Below are 16840 nucleotides of genomic sequence, written 5' to 3' on the forward strand. Positions count from 1 at the left end.
CTCGCCCCCACCGTCGCCCGCGTCAGCCGCGCATGCAGTGCGCGCTCCTGTACGACGACGTCGTTTGCGCATTTGCCGCCTGCGACGGCATTCGCGTGCGAGTTGCTACTCGTTCCGACGAAACGGGTGGCAGTCCTCGAAGGGTGCATTGCTCCTGTATAGAAACCCCCCGATGGGTGGCGGGTGGAAAGGCCATTCCTCTGTTTCATCGTCGTACTTCTGCATCCCATCGATGCCGGTGTCGGGCGCACACAGGCAGAACGCCTCCTGATACGGCAGTCCTGTGGCCTTGCTTCGCTTGATCTGTTCCTCGATCAGCGCGTACCAGAGGTCGTAGTCCTTGAAGGGGCACGAGAGCGAACGAATGTCTGGCTGACTGGCAAGATCGAGGATGACTTTCCGAAGCTCGGGGGTCAGCGGCGGCAGATCCCTCCGCGGATCCGGTTCTGACTCCGGAATGGCTTGAGGTTCCATCACGTCGACTGGCGCAGGCACGTCAGTCGGCTCATCCGAATCCGCAGGGAATTCCGTTCCGTTCCGAAGCTGCCGCATGGCATCTGCGTCCAGCGCTGACTTCTGGACGATGGCGCGCTTCAGACTGTGCACGTCAATCCCGCCCGATCCCAGGTCGAGCAACTCCGAGCCCCACACTGGGTTGTTCCTGATCGCATCGTCGATCTCGTCGAACTGCGCCTGCAGCCAGGCGCCGATGCGCGGCTCGTCGAGGAACTGGCGGAACTCCTCGACCTCGTCTGCGCTCCAGTCGCTGCGGCCTTCCAGCACGTCGGCCACGCAATAGCCGCTGTTGTAGGAGGGCGCGTCCGGTGGCGTGCCCTGGCCTTCGACAAAGTAGCCGATCACCAGGTGATCGCGCAGTGCTTGCGGTGAGTTGGCATGCACCCGCAACGCGAGGACGGCGAAGTACCGAGATTCGACCTTCTCCGACGCCAGGGCATCCAAGTATGGGCTGGCGCTGAGGGCGACGTGGCGCCCGCTCCTGAGTTGAGGCATGGCACTACTCCCGATCAAGGTAGGTCGAGACGCACATCTGCATGGTGGCGTCGTGGATGTCGAGTACGCGGCGCAGCGGTGTCTGGTAACCCCCGGCCAAGTTCCAGGCCACGGGCAGGCCGAGCTTCTTGCAGTGCTCGAACACCAGGAAGTCGCGGTGAGCAAGTTGTGCGTCCGTCAGCCACCCGCCCAGCGGATCATCGACGTGCGGATCGGCGCCGGCTTGATACAGGACCACGTCGCAGCCCTGAAAGTCACGCACGACGTCAGGCAGATCTCGGAGAAACTGCTTCGCCTGTTCCGGGCGGTCGAATTCCCCGCCGGCAGTGAAGTGCTTGATCGACGCTTCCAGCCCGAGGAAGTGGATGATTTGCTCCGTGCCGTCGCCATAGTGCATGTCGCAGTCGAGAATGCCGACCCGGCTGGCCCGTCCCTCGGTCAGCAGGGCGCGCGCCGCGACGATCAGGCCGTTGAAGGTGCAGTACCCGGAGGCTTCCTCATAGCAGGCATGGTGGAAACCGGAGACGGGCGCGACGGCGACCTTCCCGTTGGTAAGCGCCTCGCGCGCCGCCGCCAGCATTGCGCCGGAGGTCCACGGCAGCGCGTGAGCCACAGCCATCAGTCGATTGTCGAAGCCGTTGGGGATACGACCCTCCAGCACGCCGTCGACGAAGTGACGCGAATGCGCCAGCGCCAACTGCTCGCGCGTGGCCGGATCGAAGGGCTTGAACGCCAGCGGCGCGTTCATTGTTTTCCAGCTTTCCACCACCTCGCGCGGCTTGCCCGCGCTCGGCGAGAGCTTCGCGCGTCAGCCACCATGCGGGCGTCGTAGAACACCGGAATCGCGGAGAGCGTGTTGATGAGTTTCTCCTCGGAAGGAACGGTCATCGGGTGAGTCCAATTGTTCTGCCGGCCAGTCTCACCTGCTGAGACTGGCTGTACGCACGCTACGGTTGGCGATGAAACCACCAGGCGAGGAGCCGGGCGATGACTGCAACCACCGTGTTTGACGAATTACGCGATGCGCTGGCGCAAATGGAGTTCGACGGTACTGCCGTCGGCATCGACCTCGGCACCACCAAAAGTTGCATCGCGGTGGCGCGCTTCGAGGATGGCGAACTCGTGTGCGAGTGCCAGACCATCGACGAGCCTGGGCAACCGGAAGGTCAGATCGCGGTGCCCTCGGTCGTGGCTGTGAAGGACGGCGAAGCCATCGTCGGCCACGCGGCCAGGCGGCTGGCGCGCACGCCGCGCTTCTTCCAGCACAAAGGTTCGTTCTCCGGAGACCAAGAACGAGATCGGACTGCAGCACACCTACGCGCGTGCTCCGGAAGGCTTCCAGTCGGCCACGGAGATTGCCGCCCACATCATCGGGTATCTGTTTCAAGCATCCGGGCTGGACTTGCGAACCATTCGCAGACCCGCTGGTGATCACCGTGCCGGCTTCGTTCCATGGCGCGCAGCGCACCGCGACCCTGGAATCCGCCGACGCCGTGTTCAACGGCGGACAGGAAGTGCGGCTGTTGGATGAGCCATACGCCGCCGTGCTCGACCTGCTGCACCGCGATCCAGACATCGCTGGTGAGCATCTGGCGGCTGGCGCGACCTGGCTGGTGTTCGATTTCGGCGGCGGCACCTGCGATGTCGCGTTGTTCACCTTGCAGGCTTCGGAGACTGCGGCCTTGGCGCCGCGTCTGCTGGCGACCAGCCGCTACCACCGCATCGGCGGCGGCGACATCGACCGTGCCATCGTCCACGGGCACCTGATTCCGACGCTGCTGGAGCGCTATCGACTGTCGCGCACGGCGGTTTCGTTCGCCGACAAGCGCAGGCGCTTCGAACCGGTGTTGCTGCCGGTGGCCGAGCAACTGAAGCGTGCCTTGTGCCAGCGTTTGCGCGCGCAAATCGAGGAAGGCGATGCCACCAGCGCAGTTGAGGTGGTATCAGCGGGCGACCACTGCATTGAGTGGAACGAGCGCGAGCTGTTCCTCAGCGACGCGCGCCTCGACCAGGCGACGTTCGAGAAGCTGCTGCGCCCGTTCCTCGAACCGCATCCCAACAAAACGGCGTCAGACGAGTATGTCGAGCGCGACTCGGTGTTCCGACCGATTCATCAGGTTCTGGCGCGCGCCGGGCTGCCGCCCGAGTCCATCGATCTGGTGGTGCTGGCCGGCTCCAGCAGCCGCATTCCGCAGGTGCAAACGGCCTTGCAGGGTTGCTTCAGCGAGGCCGATGTCGTCGAGCTGGGCGATGACCTCGATGTGCAGGGAGCCATTGCGCGCGGCGCAGCATTGCAGGCGCTCGCCATCGCGGCCACCGGCAAGCCGCTCATCGCCCCTGCGAGCAGCGCCGAACTTGGCCTGCGCACGCGTCAGGGGCTGGTCACCTTAGTGAAGGCCGGCGCCGCGCGCCAGTGGACGCCGATCAACCCCTGCGCGTGTACGCGCCAGCGACTGTCGCGGATCGACCGATGGATCTGGCCATCGAGGTGATCGCCGACGGCGGCCGCGTGGTCGGTCGCTCGATCTGGCAACTCGAGGGCGCCGGTCGAGCAAGGTGAACCGCTTGAAGTGATCTGGTCGCTCGACGAGAACCAGTGCATCACGCTGAAACTTCGTCGCGTCCAGGGCGAGGACTGCGCCGACAGCGACTTCGAGCAGCGCTTCGATGCGCCGCTGACGCACACCGACCAGGGACAGCTCGCGCGCTGCCGCTTGCTGGAAGCGGAGGAACAGGTACGTTGCGGCAACGTTCCCGACCATCAGCTGGGCCGTACGTTCGAGCAGATGGCCCGCGATGCCGCGCGCATCGGTCACCGCGACCGCGCGCTGCATTACATTTCCTGCGCCGTACAGCGAGATGGCCCGACCTTCAACCTCCTCAATCTGAGGGCTATCTACCTCGAAGAACTCGGCGACCTGGCGCGCGCCGAATCCGTCTACCGGCAAGCCGCCGAATGGCCGACGGCGGCCTTCAACCTCGCGCTATTTCTGCATCGGAACAAGCGGCACCAGGAAGCGCTGGACGTTGTCGACCAAGTCATGGAACGCAGTCCGCAGCCGGCGTACTTGGTGCTCAAAGGCGACATTGTCGCCGCGCTCGGCCAACAAGCCACCGCGCGCCTGCTGCACCAGGACGCGATCAGCCGTGTGGTCGATCCGACCAAACAGTCTGTGTGGAGCCTGGGCTGGTTGGCGCGGTGTGCGAGTTCGCTCGGCCACGACGATCTGGCCCCCGAAGTTCCGCGCGGCCAGCACCGCGCAGATCGAAGCCGAGGAGGACAGCGCCCTGCAGGGTGCGCTATTACCGGAGCGCGGAGATGGCGCCAACGAGATGAGGGCCGCGGCATGAGCAAGGTTTCATGGGACATCCTCCAGTGCCCGTTGGCAAAGCGCTGCCGCGCCCGCTGGGAGAAGTTGGAACCGGTACAAGGCGACACGGCCATCCGGTTCTGTGCTGCATGCGAGCGCTCGGTCTATCTGTGCCAGACCGACGAGGACCTGGAGCAAGCACAGCGCGCTCGGGCGCTGCGTGGCGCTGGAAATCCCCACCGTCGGTGTCATGCATGTCGGTCAGCCGTACCCGGTTCGAGATCTGTACGGAGAGACGCAGTCGGTCAGCGACGACGCCGAGCAGTGACAAGGAAGCCCGCATTTACTGAGTCATCACTGGCCTCGCCTGGACGTGCGGCTACAGCACAGCGTCCCGTTCCCAAGGCAGGTCCGTGTCGCTGAAATGTCCCCAGCGGGCCAGTTCGGCCAGGTCAGGCACGGGAAACGTCGTTCCGCTGCGCCGCAGGCTCAAATCGAAATGCCTTGCCAACGCGCCGGCATCGATGTCGCTGCCGTCTGCGCGGGTGGCGCGTAGCAGGCGTGCCGAACGATCGCCGGGGAACCAGCCGAGGACGACCTGCGCCTCGCGGGCCAGCCCGAGCTGTACGATCATTTTGGCGAGCCGGCTCGCGTGCATGGCGCCGGCGCGGTCGGCTTTGAAGAAGTCCTTGCCGGACCAGGCGCCGCCGCCGATGGGAACGCGCGGACCGTAGGCGTCGACCACGAGCTTCTTGCCGGACAGGCCGTTGTCGCCTTCCGGGCCGCCGACCTCGAAGGCCCCGGCACCATTGACGGTCAGTTGATCCGGCAACTGTGCGGACAAGCCCGGCAGGCGCGCTGCCGCCCGTTGTAGCTCGTCGGCCACCGCCAGGCGAACGGCCCGGTGCAGTGCGATCTCGTCCGCCGAGGTGCGCTGCTGCAACGAGCAACTGAAGGCCTGCAATGACCAGCTCTGCGTGGTCGTCCCTGTGCTTTCGCTGAGCCAGATCAGCACCTTGCCATCCGGCCCCAGTCCGAGTTCCGGCGACTGCCGGCGCAGCGCGTGCAGCCGCTGCGCGAGGCGGCGCACCAGCCAGTGCTCCACCGGCAGATGGCCGGTCTCTGCCAGATGGTTGGCGTAGCCGATGCAATGATCAGGCCCCAGATTTGAGAACGGCAGTGTGTCGGGCGACGTCTTTCAGGTCGGTCTGGTTGGTTCCGGTGCCGAGGTAAGCCACGGCCAGCGTCGCCCGCGTCAGCGTGTCCAGATGGCTGCCGCCTGGAGCGCCCACCCAGCCATCGGTGATCAGCACGGCGCGCCGCACGCGGTGTGTTGCCATGTGTTCGGCGACGCAGGCGATGTCGGTGCCGCCGCTGCTCTGGCACACGCCGGCCCGGAGTTGCGCGAGCGAGACGTTGGCGATCAGGGTCGAGAACAGGTGCACCGTCGGATGCACGAGCGCCTCGCAGTCGAGCACGGCCCCGTACAAGGCGTTGAGTACGCTGTTCATGCTGCCCGAGACATCCAGATAGACATGCACCCGCGCGCCGGCGCTGATGCGGCGTCGCCACGGCAGCGCGTCAGGATGCAGCAGCGGCTCGGCGCCCAGTGCCCGCAGTACCAGCGAGCGGCGCGCCATCGTCGGCAATGGCGTGACCGTGACCATGGCGTCGTCGCCCAGCCTGCGTACCCGGCCCGATCCATGCTCGCCAGCCACCTGGCGAATCAGGCGGCGCAGCAGCGTGCGGTTGCTCGGGTCACGCTGTGCGGTCACCGAACTGGCTCTGAGCACGTCGGCCAGCGAGCGGCCGCGGATCGGATCTGGCGGTTGCGGCCACTGTTCAACCAGCTCGCGCACGATGTCGAACATCAGCGGCGATTGCTGTTCCAGCTGACCTTCAGCGGTGCCCGGCGTCGCGTGTCCGCCGAGCAGCGGCACGCCATCCACATCGGCGACGAGATCGCCGGCGGCAGCCAGCAGCTTGGGCAGCACCGCGAACACCTCGTGATAGCTGGCGCCGGTGTCCGAATAGAGCGCGGCGTGCAACTCCTGGGCCCGGTCGCGCCAGGACACCGGCAGCACAAGCACGGCCGGCGCCACGCCCGGCGTGTGTGGCCATCCCGGGGGCGGCCGCAGCAGGCACTCCGGGAAGCGCTCGGCGCTGTAGTAGTCGCTGAAGAACGCGGTGTGCTCCGCTCCGGGGAACATGCGGCAGACGATGCCGTTGATCACGGCATCGAAGACGAAGTTGTGCGCGGGCGTGCTGCGTGGAAACAGCGTGGTGTGGCCGAGCAGCACGTGATGCAACTCATGCATGACCAGCATCAGCAGCTTCTCCGGCGTCGCCGCAAAGGCCTGTACGAACGCCGGATTGATCAGCATGCGCGGCTGGATGCGGCACTCCACGGCCGCCGTGGGCACGCTGTCGGTCTCGACAATATCCAGCAGCCTGAGCAGCCCCGACAGCGCGTAGGAACCGCTCGGGAATGCATCGAGGATTCGCTCGGCCAGCGCGCTGTCATTACCGCGCAGCGCACTCATGGCAGCACCGGCGGTAGTCGCCCCGCAAAGGCCGGTGGCACCAGCAGCGACACCGGCTCCCGCCGCAGAGCGACCGTCAGCAAAGGCGTCTTGCTGCGCAGCCACACGGTCGCGGCCGACTTGCTCAGGATCGCCAGCACGGTGAGCGGATCACGCCAGCGCAGCAGGTGGTCGTCCCTGACGGGGATCACGGCGCAACCGTCGGGCAATGGCAGCTCGTCGGCACGCTGGTTGATCAGCGCCGCCAACTGGCGCGACGGATCAGCGTCCGGCACGGCACCCAGTCGCAGCAGCGCCTCCTGCGGCGTCAGTCCGCACCAGTCGGCGTCCAGTTCGACGCGGACCGGCGTGCCGAACAGGCGTTCACCCTGATATTTGATGCAGGTGACGCCGGAGCCGCCAGGCAGGTTGCGCGTCGCCAGGGCCGACAGGCCCTCGTACTTGACGACGCTCTTGGGCGGCGCGCTCATGTTGTGCAGCAGAGTGGGTGGCGATCCGCGTTCATGCACACCTCATCAGCTGGTCCGTGGTCGCGAACGCGGCGAAGGCCTGCTCGGCGTCCTGCGGCGTCTGCAACTGCTTGCGGGCAAACAGCGAGGCCACCGCGTTGGCCTGCAGATGGGCGCGTGCGTCCTCCGGGTCCAGCCGCGACAGCAGATCCTTGATGCGTCCCCATGTCGTGTAACGGCCATTCGATGCGTGCAGCGTCTCGGAGAACTGCGGTGGCAGGGCGAGGTCGCGGTAGGTCGCACCGGCCTGCGCGGCAATCGCGGCGTTCAGCCGTCCGATGGCGCCGGTCTCGAACAAGTGCACGATGGCAGCCTCGCGGGCACCATGGGGCAACTGCGCCAGCGCGTCGGCGGCGATGCGCGAGAACTCGCTCCTCGGCAGCCGGCTGGCGCGGACGGCCAACTGCAGCCGCGTCAGCGGGTCCGACGCGCACAGGATGGCGCGCAAAGGATCGTTGGCCGCGAGGTGGATAGTGCGCACGGCTTCACGATGTGCGGCCAGCAGCTTGATCTCCGGAATCGCAATGCCCTGGGCCCGTTGCGGCAGGCTGCTGCGCAATGCCAGCAGCGTCTGGTCGGACACGTCGGCATTCGGATCGATCGCCAGCGCCGCTGCGTTCACCGCCAGCACACCGCGGTAGAGCAGATTGGCGCGGCGTGGGCTGAGCGCCAGCCCCACCTGCGCCAGCAGCGCTGCCACCGTCTGCACATACTGCGCCGCAGCGTCGGCAAAGCTGTCTGGAAAGGCCTCCAGGTTGGCGCGGGTGCGCCCGATCAGATCGATCAGAAACTGGGCGTCCGCGGCACGCACCGGGGTGTCCCGCGCGCGGATCACCGCCAGTTGCTGCGCCAGCGTGAACTGCGCCCAGGGCGGCATCTCGATCACAGAAGCGAAGCGATCGGCCAGCGCGGCATCCAGCGGTTCCGATCCGGCATAGCCATTGTCGTCGTCCTCCGTGCCCGGTGGGTTCATCGCAGCCCAGCGGTAGCGCAACGCATCCAGCGCGATCCCCTGCACGCGGCGTTCGTGGATGATCGGAAACAGCTTGTTCTGGATGTCCGGCCGGCAGCGGCTGATCTCGTCGAAGATCACCGCTCCGGCCCCCCAGATCGACGCCGGCGTGTGCGCATAGGCCAGCGAGCCATCCTTGCCGGGCAGCGGAAAGCCGACCAGATCGTCGAAGTTGAGCAGGCTGGCGTTGTAATGGCGGAACTCCAGCCCCAAGGCCTGCGCCACACGCGTCAGCAGCAGGCTCTTGGCCGTGCCGTGCGCGCCGATCAGCAGCAGCGGATCCTGGGTGACCAGCGCCGCCAGCAATGGCGCCTCGATGGATGACAGACCGATCAGCCCGAGTCGCTCGAGCCAGCCCTTGCTGCCCACTGCCGCTGAAACCGTGTTCTTCGCTGCTGCCGTGCGTCCCATGACGTGCTCCTGGTCCCGAAAAAGGGCGGGCCGGCGCAGCCACAACGGTGGGCGACACCGACGCTTTAGCAGTACTTGATGAGTCGCCCCGCAAGTTGTCACTTGAAATCGGCGACGCCTGTCAGTCGCAGGGACAGGCACCTGGAATCGTGCAACGCAAACGCTCTACTGGCTGTGGCCCCGCATGAAGTTGTCTTGAACCGGCGGAAGGCCTCGATGGGCCGAATTCAGCATGGGTTGCGCCCGTCTCACCAAGTGAGACGGCGAACGCCCGGATCAATCGTCGTCGTCTTCGCTGGCTGGCTCCGCGAAGATCGCGGCGGCACGTGCTGCGGCGTAGTCCCAGGCCGAGAAGTCGACGTCGTCTGGACCGAGCACGATGGGGTCCTCGCCGAAAGACTTGTAGCGCGACAGCAACTGCTCGACGCTCTGCGAGTGGCGCTTTTCCCTGCGCAAGGATGCATCGACGATGCCTCGCGCCTCGCTGAGCGCATGCCGGCCGGACGGATAGGGGCCGCGCATGTACGTCTCGCCTTCGTCCTGGTAATGAAAGTTGTCGTAGACCTTCAGAAACCATTCGCCGCTCATGCGAGCCCCCTGCGCTCGGTCGCGCCGGCCTTCTCGTGGATGCGCGCCACGGTGGCGTCGAAGGCGCGCGCCATAGGCGCCTGGCGTTCGGTCAGGATTTCGGTCAGCGACTGGTAGTAGCGCAGCGTGCCGTCGCGCTTCGCGGTGAAGCGCTCGAACACGGCGACATCCACAGCGGGATCTTGGAGATCGCCCAGGATCGCGCGGGCGTTGTGCAGCTTGTCGCAGCCGGAGACCAGCAGCGCTTCGGACGACTCGTGGCGGAAGTGATCCAGGTACTTGAGCTTGCGCTCGCGCCAGTGCTCGCGCGCCGTGCCGCCGCGCTCGGCCTTGGCCTTGCCCTCGACGGTGCCGTCGGTGCATGCCTTCACGATGTCGCCGACGGCATCGCCGAACTGCGTGCGGATGGTCGCCGCGTGCTCCTCGCCGCAATCCTCGAGAACGTCGTGCAGCAGGCCGGCGATGGCTTGATCCTCGTCGCCGCCGTACTCCAGCACCAGGCTGGCGACGCCAAGGAGGTGGTAGAGGTAGGGAATGCCCGAGCCCTTGCGGAACTGCGCAGCGTGGGCGATGCGTGCGTAATCGATGGCCTCGGTGAAGCGATGGGTCAGAACGGTCATGGGGAGCTCCTTCGGTCAAGGCTGCCCGTCATTGCGCGTCGGCAATGGCGGAGTGGGTTCATGCGGGACAGGGGTCAGCCCTGGCGGGCCAGACGCTCAAGGGTCGACTGCGACTGCAGTTCCGAGAACACGCCGAGCGCGCGGCAGCAGGCATCGAAGCCGGCCGCGTAACGGCGCTCATGCGCTGACTCGCGCGCGAGGAAAAACTCGCGCTGGACCGGGTCCAGCGAGGCCACAAACTGCTCAAGGGTCAACAACGGAATGGACATAGGCTCAACTCCAACGGGCATGGGCGGGAAGTCGCCCCTGCCGAACCCAGTCGGAGGAACGACGCTTTACCAGGATTTGTATTCCGCCCTGGAAGTTGTCTGTCTTAAACCGGCGGTGTGGCGTGTTGCCGCCACGCAGTGATTCTACCACCAAGCCAAACAGGCTGCAGCGGCGAATCTGCTTTTGCGGAGGCAAGCGATCGAAACCGAGGTCGCATGGACTGCATTTCAGGGCGCTGCGTCGAGTACCCAGCCAGCGTGGAGGCCTTCTGCAAAGTAGCAGGAGATGTTGTCGGCGCCCCGTGCCACGTTCCTGGCCATGGCCACTTCGACATCGCAGACCATAGCGATCATCCGCGTTCGATAGCCGGCGGCGCGGAGACTGGCTACCACTGCCTTGACCGGGCTGTCCTCGCCGCCCAGCAGTTCGATGACGACATTGCGCCGCTCGCGCAACGCTGTTTCCGCGACCAGCCGACCAATGCGCTGAAGGGTGTCTTCCCATGGGCCGGGAAAGTCGTCGTCAACCGAAGCACCCAAGAACCAGAACAGGTCACCCGCGTCGATCGGTGCGTGGTTCGACAGGTGCTCACGCCGCCAGCGGGTCTTGCCAGTCGCGGGTGGACCCGCGACCAGCACGGCTTCAGGGGTCGCATCTGCGTTAATGCCGCGTGTACCGAGATATCGACCAACGATCGCCTGATCATCCATTCTGCGGCGCCCTGCGCAACACCACACTCGCCCCCACCGTCGCCCGTGTCAGCGCCACGTAAAGGGCCCGATGCGTGCGCGGCTTCACCGGCCCGTCCTTGTTCAGGCCGACCACGATCACGTGAGCACGCTGCTGGCCTTTGAAGCGCCCGATCGTCTCAGTGTCGAGTTCGCCGTCGGTCAGCAGTTGTTCGCCGTCGTCGCTGTACTGCCCGGTGAATCGTCGCAAGCGATGTTCGCCGATGCGATCACCGAAGCGATCCAGGTTCGAAAGACCGCCTAGTTCCAAGATGATCAGGTCGGTCAGTTCGTGGCCCGCCAACCGCAGGCGCCTGATCTCGGCGGCGATCACCGTTGCCTCGCCGAATTGCTGGGTGGCATCGAGCATCGTCAACCCGGTGCCCTCGTGCGGATTGCGGAAGATCGTCCCGGGCGGCGCCAGCTCTCCGAGTTCGCGCGCCAGTCCCTGCGGTGTCCGGAAGTTCTCGCGAAGACGCAGCGTTGCGAAGCCTTCCAATTTCGGCGCCGACGATTCGCTCAAGCGCTGGTCGGGGTCGCCGATCCAGGCGAGGTCACCGCCCTTGGCCAGATGCGCCTGCAGGCGCTCGAACGTCCGCGCGTCCAGATCCTGCGACTCGTCGACCAGGATGGTGTCGAAACGAAACGCGGCCAGCCCAGCAGTCCCCGCGCTCGTCGATCTGCGCTTCCATCCGCTCCCACAGCCCTTTGATCTGCAGCGGTCGAAACCGCACATCGATTCCAAGTGCCTCGGCGTATCGCCGCCGAAAGCCCAGCCACGTATCGACCGTCACGGCAGGTGGCAAGGCATCGCGCAGCAGCGCCGAGAGTGGACGGTTGTAGCAGAGCACCAGCGTGCGCCGACCCTGGCGGTCGCTGCGTTCGGCCAGCTGGCGGATGAACTCCGATTTCCCGGCACCGGCGCAGGCCTCGATGTTGAGGCGCATTGGTCGCATCGAGAATCCGTCGAGCAGCAGCCGCAGTGGACCGGACAGGCGCACTTGCGCCGCGGCCGTCGAGGCCTTCAGTGCGTGCAGGCTCGGCCGGAAATCCAGCTCGCCCGCGAAGAAGTTCAGCAGTGAACGCACCAGCTCCGGGTTCACCTGATTGCAGCGCACCAGCCGTTCGACTCGTTGCGGCAACTGATCGGCTTCGGTGGCATCCACCAGCGCCAACTCATCGATGCCGAGTCCACGCACTCGCACGACCTCGACATTGGGCACGAACAGGATCGACACCACCGCGCGCGCCGGGAGGTGCGCTTCTCCCAACTTCTTCATCACCGCAGCGCGGCTGCGCCCCATCTGCTGGCTCACCGACTTGCGGAGCAGTCCGTAGTGCTTGATGTACTCCTCGCCCTCGATGGTGACCAAGCCATTCTTCTGCTCGATCAGGCCGATCGATCCACCCGGCGACACCACGACGAAATCCACCTCGCCCTGGCCAATGTGACGACCCTTGGGCAGCGTCCAGTGGCAGGCATGAATTACCCACCAGTCATCCGGCAAGCCATCGCGCAGGCGCAGCGCTGTCGCCGCCTCCAGCGGGGCGCTCGAACTGGTCGCATCGATATCAGCGGGGAAGAGACGGGCCATGCGCCGAATCTTGCCTGTCAACGGCCGCCGGGCCTAGTCCCTTCTCCTGGAACGACGACCCAGTGCGAAATACAGTTCGCGCGCATCCCCGCTCTCGGATTCGATCTGGAGCACGTCGTATAGGCCGTCGACGTCCAGGCAGAGTGTCTGCAGCGTCACGCGGTACCCAGGAAAGTGCTCCCGGAGCCAGTCGTACTCGTCCAGCACATTGCTCACGACGATCGCATGGCGTCTGGATGAGCCCGCCTCCAGGTCATTTCCACCGACTCCTGCCACGATGCAACTCCTCGCGAACTGATCGTGAAACCCAACGCCCCAGGACCTTTGCCCGATTTGCCGGTCGGTCCCGCATTGATCACCTCTTCGACAGCACTCGCACCATCTCCACCAGCCCCCAGGTATCGCGCTCGCAGTAGCGCTTCAATGCGGTCTTCAGTTCTCGACGACGCGCCGGCGTTGTCGCCGTATCGATCGCTTCGATGTACGCGTCCTGGGCAGCCACGCCATCGGCGACATCGCCAAGATCTGCGTAGTCGAGTGAGGAGACGACGGTCGGCAGCACCGACTTGAGCGACCAGCTTTTGCCCATTTCGGGGTGGTAATAGTGGTTCTGCATCAGCGGCAGGAGGTCGACCAGCCTTGCACGGATGCCATCCAGCGCACCTGCCAGATCCGGGAGGTGCCGAGACAGCGATGCAAGGCACTGGGCCTCGTAGCGCCCGTAGACCAGGATGGGCCCGCGTTTGCCGCAGGTCTTGATCAGCGCCACAGCGAGTTCTCGCCGTGGGTCATCGCTGCTGATGTACAGGTAGCCGCGCGCCACGACATCACCCGCTGCCTTCTCGACATGGCAGGACCACTGAAACGGGATGTGCTCGAACGGGCGCGTACCCAACCAGCGCGGGACGATGAAATCGATGGCTTCGAAGTCGAGGTATCGGCGCGGATACGGCAAGTCCGCCAGTTGGCGCCGCCGCTCAGGCGCCACGATGGCCCTGCCCCTGCGGCTTCCCTTGAGCATCCGCTGGTATTTGCCCTTCGGCACAAGGCTGAGCGGCACGTCACGCAGGTCCTCAAAGCCCGCATCGGCGAGTCGTTGAACCAGCGCTGGGCTGCGCGCCCACAGTTCGAGCGGATAGTCCGGGCCCGGCTCCTCCTGCGCCTGGCAATGCGCAATGAACGGGCACTCGTAGGGTTTGCGGCAATGCGGCCCGGTGCACATGTCAGGCTCGTCTTCGCGCAGAACCTTCTGGAAGCGCCGCACGAGACGCGGAACGTCGGCTTGACGCGCTTCGACTTCGACGGAGACGTCCTGCAGTTTCAGCAACCCGTCGTAGTTGCCCTCTTCAACGTAGACGAACTGCGAGTCGGCCAGCGCGACCCAGGTGCGCCGCGCATCGATGCCGGCCCTCGCGCCACCCAGGTCTGCACCGCGCAGTCGTCGAGGTGCGGTTCCTTCACACTGCCGCTGGATTTCACTGCGATGACTTCGAAGGCAGCGCCCTTGCGGCGAAGGGCGTCGACGCGAACCAGCACGTTGCGATGACTCATCGTGGCCTCGAACACATGTCGCGGCGGCTTGGACTTCTGGATGAGTTTCGACGTCCTCGCGACTGCGGCCGGCATGTCAGGACCAAAGTCCACCAGCACCCCCGGTCCGAGCAGTTCCCGCGCGAGCTCGCCGAACGCGGTGCCCTTTGCCAGTCGAGCCGTCTGAGCATCGTCCCACTCGATCAGGTCGGGGCGATGGACCTCGAGCCACAGCCGCTTCTCGCATTGGCGGCCCGCCATGTACTTGGACTTCGACAATCGAACGTTTGTGCTCATGGGTGCCCTCTGCGAAGTGCGGTGGAGAAAGTCTGCATCCGAGGCTCGTACAAACGGTGACAGCTTGATGCGTCGGAACACACCCACGAGCTGGCACTGAAAGGTCCAGGTTGGGGTGCATCCTTTCGATCACCATCACCGACCAGGAGTCGACCGGAATGTCCCTGAAAAACCGTCGCTGTGAGCTGCATTGGGAACGGCCCGAGACCGAATTGGGCCTGCAGGTCGACATCACGCTTGCACGCATGCTGCTCGCGCTTCCGCCGCGCCGAAAGCTCTCCGCCATGGCGCACGACGCGCTTCAGAATCACTGGGAGTTCTCGCACTTGGCACCGGGGCTGCGACCGCACACGGAGAAGGGCAGAGCGCCAACACTGGTCGTGAACCTGAAAGCCGACGATAGCGGCCCCGGGGAGGAATACTTCGGGACTTTCGAACTCGATGAACTGGCCGACGAGGCCCGTGATTTCTGGCCGAATCGGGAGAGCCTCCGCAGCCTCGTGGCCGGCGATCGTTCCGCCGCCCGCCTCGGGCGCTTCCTGCGCGCGGTGATTGTCGACCGCGAACGCGCACTCGCTCGCTTCGACGAGCGACCCTTCGAGGCGCGACTGATCGCACTGCAGCGACGTCTCCACCTGAGCGCAACCGACGTCGCGATCCTTCGCTTCTGCGCGCTGGTCCGCCACGACGCGGACGTGCGCGAGGTGGCCGGCACGTTTCAGCAAGTGCAATCGGCTACGCGGGCGGCGACCATCGCAGCCGCGCTCGATGTTCCGGTGAACGAGTTCGTCGAGGCGACGCGGTCGCGTACCGGCCTGGCGAGATTCGGGCTGGTGGACCGCCAGGCGCCGGACCTGACCGACGTCGATTCGAACCCGATGGCCGCGCTGCTGGATGGTCTGGGTGAAGAGGGTAGCGGTGGCCGCGATCCGCTGGCCGGGATCATGCTGCCAGTGCCGGCGAGCGAACGCGTGAGCGCGGACTTCAGCCACCTGCGTATCCCGATCGAAGCCATGCAGGCGGCGATCGAGCAGGCGTGGATGACCGGCCGGCGCGGCTGCAACCTGCTGCTGCACGGCGCGCCGGGGCACGGCAAGACCCAGATCGCGCGGTTGCTGGCCGGCAATCTGGCGGCTGCTGCATTCGAAGTGCCGGTGGAGGATGACGAAGGCGAACCGCGCCCCGGCGACTCGCGCGCCCGGTCCGCTGTGCTCTGCCAGCACGCGCTGGCCGAACTGGAACGGCCCTTGCTGGTGTTCGACGAAGCCGAGGACCTGTTCCCGGTGCCGTCGCTGAGTTGGCTGTTCGACGCCAAGTCGCGGCAGCAGAAGGGCTGGATCAACAGCCTGCGGGAGGGGACGAAAGTGCCGACGATCTGGATCGCCAACGAAGTGGGCCACATCGATCCGGCGATCCTGCGCCGCTTCGATCTGATCCTCGAAGTGCCGGCACCGCCGCGTGCTACCCGCAGTCGGCTGCTCGACCACGCGCTGTCGGAAACGCCGGTGAGCGCGCGCTGGCGTGAGCAGTTGCTGGGCCTGGAGGACCTGTCCCCGGCTGAACTCGAAAGGTTGGCGAAGGCGCACGCGTTCGCGCCTAAGGGTCAGACGGTAGAGACCTTCCTGCGCAGCGTATTCGAGGAAGCGCGCAAGGCCGGCGGTCAATCGGTGCATGCCGGCGAAGTGCTGCTGCCCACGCGCTATTCGCTGGATACGGTGAACGCGGATGCCGACCTCGACGGCGTGGCCAGGCAAATTCAGCGCACCGGTCGCGCACGGCTATGCCTTTACGGCCCGCCGGGCAGCGGCAAGACCGCGTACGTGCAGCACCTCGCCCAACGACTCGCGCGACCTCTGCGCGTCAAGCGCGCATCCGACCTGCTCGGTTCCTACGTCGGCCAGACCGAACGCCAGCTGGCGGAGGCCTTCGACTGCGCCAGGCGCGAGGGCGCCGTGCTGCTGATCGACGAGGTCGACAGCTTCCTGCAGGACCGCGAGCGCGCCGAGCGCAACTGGGAAGTGACCGGCGTCAACGAATTGCTGACTCAGATGGAACGCTACGAGGGCGTGCTCGCAATGTGCACCAATCGCTTCCGCCTGATCGACTCGGCAGCGCTGCGCCGGTTCGACCTCAAGGTCCGCTTCGGCTGCCTCACAGCGCCACAGCGCCTCACCTTGTTTGATCAGGTGTCGCGATCGCTTGAGCTGCCCGGCACTTCGCTGCAATGGGAGGCTGCCCATGCGCGTCTCAACCGCCTCGACCGCCTGACACCGGGCGCGTTCGAAACTGCCTCGCGTCGGCATGAGTTCGCTCCGTTCGCGAACGTCATCGGTCTGGTCGATGCGCTTGACGCCGAACAAGTGTCCGAGCGCACGCTGGCCTCAGAGTGACGCTTACCGCGCGCTTGACCTTACA

At 65.8% G+C, this 16840-nt stretch carries 19 protein-coding genes; 4 read left to right on the plus strand and 15 right to left on the minus strand.

From position 1 onward, the window contains the following. Window positions 1–105: 105 nt before the first annotated feature. The gene (locus IPK27_05580; GenBank protein ID MBK8067096.1) at window positions 106–1011 is read right to left on the minus strand and encodes a hypothetical protein; all 906 of its coding nucleotides are present in this window, start codon (window positions 1009–1011) and stop codon (window positions 106–108) included. A 4-nt stretch (window positions 1012–1015) separates the two neighbouring features. Then, a complete protein-coding gene (locus IPK27_05585; GenBank protein MBK8067097.1) occupies window positions 1016–1759 on the minus strand; it encodes a histone deacetylase in 744 nt (247 codons plus the stop codon). A gap of 287 nt (window positions 1760–2046) precedes the next feature. Between IPK27_05585 and IPK27_05590 the strand changes: the two genes are divergently transcribed. The 3 genes from IPK27_05590 (at window position 2047) to IPK27_05600 (ending at window position 4745) form a co-directional block, all read left to right on the plus strand. Beyond that, a complete protein-coding gene (locus IPK27_05590; GenBank protein MBK8067098.1) occupies window positions 2047–2442 on the plus strand; it encodes an Hsp70 family protein in 396 nt (131 codons plus the stop codon). A 5-nt stretch (window positions 2443–2447) separates the two neighbouring features. After that, a complete protein-coding gene (locus IPK27_05595; protein ID MBK8067099.1) occupies window positions 2448–3503 on the plus strand; it encodes an Hsp70 family protein in 1056 nt (351 codons plus the stop codon). Between the two features lie 78 nt (window positions 3504–3581). Next, entirely contained in the window at window positions 3582–4745 is a 1164-nt protein-coding gene (locus tag IPK27_05600) for a tetratricopeptide repeat protein (GenBank protein ID MBK8067100.1), read from the plus strand. On the opposite strand, the gene IPK27_05605 is transcribed toward IPK27_05600, so the two are convergent. The 13 genes from IPK27_05605 to IPK27_05665 all read right to left on the minus strand — a co-directional run bounded on the left by IPK27_05605 (window position 4702) and on the right by IPK27_05665 (window position 14407). Further along, window positions 4702–5412 (minus strand): methionine adenosyltransferase domain-containing protein, encoded by a 711-nt coding sequence (locus IPK27_05605; GenBank protein ID MBK8067101.1) that lies wholly within the window; start codon window positions 5410–5412, stop codon window positions 4702–4704. The genes IPK27_05600 and IPK27_05605 overlap by 44 nt on opposite strands. Window positions 5413–5476: 64 nt before the next feature. Then, complete coding sequence (locus tag IPK27_05610) at window positions 5477–6865, minus strand: hypothetical protein (protein ID MBK8067102.1); 1389 nt, start codon at window positions 6863–6865, stop codon at window positions 5477–5479. After that, a complete protein-coding gene (locus tag IPK27_05615; GenBank protein MBK8067103.1) occupies window positions 6862–7335 on the minus strand; it encodes a hypothetical protein in 474 nt (157 codons plus the stop codon). The genes IPK27_05610 and IPK27_05615 overlap by 4 nt, the downstream gene beginning before the upstream one ends. 31 nt (window positions 7336–7366) lie before the next feature. Then, window positions 7367–8797 carry an AAA family ATPase gene (locus tag IPK27_05620; protein ID MBK8067104.1) on the minus strand — a complete coding sequence of 477 codons (1431 nt, stop codon included), beginning with the start codon at window positions 8795–8797 and terminating at the stop codon, window positions 7367–7369. A 276-nt stretch (window positions 8798–9073) separates the two neighbouring features. Then, entirely contained in the window at window positions 9074–9385 is a 312-nt protein-coding gene (locus IPK27_05625) for a hypothetical protein (protein MBK8067105.1), read from the minus strand. Then, on the minus strand, window positions 9382–10005 hold the full coding sequence (locus IPK27_05630) for an HD domain-containing protein (protein ID MBK8067106.1): 624 nt from the start codon (window positions 10003–10005) through the stop codon (window positions 9382–9384). Before IPK27_05630 ends, IPK27_05625 begins: the two co-directional genes overlap by 4 nt. 74 nt (window positions 10006–10079) lie before the next feature. Continuing rightward, window positions 10080–10274 (minus strand): hypothetical protein, encoded by a 195-nt coding sequence (locus IPK27_05635; protein ID MBK8067107.1) that lies wholly within the window; start codon window positions 10272–10274, stop codon window positions 10080–10082. Between the two features lie 228 nt (window positions 10275–10502). Further along, a complete protein-coding gene (locus tag IPK27_05640) occupies window positions 10503–10985 on the minus strand; it encodes a hypothetical protein (protein ID MBK8067108.1) in 483 nt (160 codons plus the stop codon). After that, a complete protein-coding gene (locus tag IPK27_05645) occupies window positions 10978–11526 on the minus strand; it encodes an ATP-binding domain-containing protein (protein ID MBK8067109.1) in 549 nt (182 codons plus the stop codon). Before IPK27_05645 ends, IPK27_05640 begins: the two co-directional genes overlap by 8 nt. 31 nt (window positions 11527–11557) lie before the next feature. Next, the gene (locus tag IPK27_05650) at window positions 11558–12598 is read right to left on the minus strand and encodes an NERD domain-containing protein (GenBank protein ID MBK8067110.1); all 1041 of its coding nucleotides are present in this window, start codon (window positions 12596–12598) and stop codon (window positions 11558–11560) included. A gap of 33 nt (window positions 12599–12631) precedes the next feature. Next, window positions 12632–12874, minus strand: coding sequence for a hypothetical protein (locus IPK27_05655; GenBank protein MBK8067111.1), 243 nt, complete (start codon window positions 12872–12874; stop codon window positions 12632–12634). A gap of 79 nt (window positions 12875–12953) precedes the next feature. Beyond that, a complete protein-coding gene (locus tag IPK27_05660) occupies window positions 12954–13925 on the minus strand; it encodes a DUF2779 domain-containing protein (protein ID MBK8067112.1) in 972 nt (323 codons plus the stop codon). Further along, the gene (locus IPK27_05665) at window positions 13919–14407 is read right to left on the minus strand and encodes a hypothetical protein (GenBank protein ID MBK8067113.1); all 489 of its coding nucleotides are present in this window, start codon (window positions 14405–14407) and stop codon (window positions 13919–13921) included. The genes IPK27_05660 and IPK27_05665 overlap by 7 nt, the downstream gene beginning before the upstream one ends. Before the next feature lie 176 nt (window positions 14408–14583). On the opposite strand from IPK27_05665, the gene IPK27_05670 reads away from it, so the two are divergent. Beyond that, complete coding sequence (locus IPK27_05670) at window positions 14584–16815, plus strand: ATP-binding protein (GenBank protein MBK8067114.1); 2232 nt, start codon at window positions 14584–14586, stop codon at window positions 16813–16815. Window positions 16816–16840 lie beyond the last annotated feature (25 nt).

The sequence above is a fragment of the Rhodanobacteraceae bacterium genome (assembly GCA_016713135.1).
In the GTDB taxonomy this organism is placed as follows: domain Bacteria; phylum Pseudomonadota; class Gammaproteobacteria; order Xanthomonadales; family SZUA-5; genus JADKFD01.

What these genes read in the sequence shown, in the direction of transcription:
- IPK27_05580 (MBK8067096.1), bottom strand. Translation starts at nt 1,011, where the DNA reads ATGCCTCAACTCAGGAGCGGGCGCCACGTCGCCCTCAGCGCCAGCCCA.
- IPK27_05640 (MBK8067108.1), bottom strand. Translation starts at nt 10,985, where the DNA reads ATGGATGATCAGGCGATCGTTGGTCGATATCTCGGTACACGCGGCATT.
- IPK27_05670 (MBK8067114.1), top strand. Translation starts at nt 14,584, where the DNA reads ATGTCCCTGAAAAACCGTCGCTGTGAGCTGCATTGGGAACGGCCCGAG.
- IPK27_05635 (MBK8067107.1), bottom strand. Translation starts at nt 10,274, where the DNA reads ATGTCCATTCCGTTGTTGACCCTTGAGCAGTTTGTGGCCTCGCTGGAC.
- IPK27_05590 (MBK8067098.1), top strand. Translation starts at nt 2,047, where the DNA reads ATGGAGTTCGACGGTACTGCCGTCGGCATCGACCTCGGCACCACCAAA.
- IPK27_05620 (MBK8067104.1), bottom strand. Translation starts at nt 8,797, where the DNA reads ATGGGACGCACGGCAGCAGCGAAGAACACGGTTTCAGCGGCAGTGGGC.
- IPK27_05585 (MBK8067097.1), bottom strand. Translation starts at nt 1,759, where the DNA reads ATGAACGCGCCGCTGGCGTTCAAGCCCTTCGATCCGGCCACGCGCGAG.
- IPK27_05625 (MBK8067105.1), bottom strand. Translation starts at nt 9,385, where the DNA reads ATGAGCGGCGAATGGTTTCTGAAGGTCTACGACAACTTTCATTACCAG.
- IPK27_05610 (MBK8067102.1), bottom strand. Translation starts at nt 6,865, where the DNA reads ATGAGTGCGCTGCGCGGTAATGACAGCGCGCTGGCCGAGCGAATCCTC.
- IPK27_05630 (MBK8067106.1), bottom strand. Translation starts at nt 10,005, where the DNA reads ATGACCGTTCTGACCCATCGCTTCACCGAGGCCATCGATTACGCACGC.
- IPK27_05615 (MBK8067103.1), bottom strand. Translation starts at nt 7,335, where the DNA reads ATGAGCGCGCCGCCCAAGAGCGTCGTCAAGTACGAGGGCCTGTCGGCC.
- IPK27_05650 (MBK8067110.1), bottom strand. Translation starts at nt 12,598, where the DNA reads ATGGCCCGTCTCTTCCCCGCTGATATCGATGCGACCAGTTCGAGCGCC.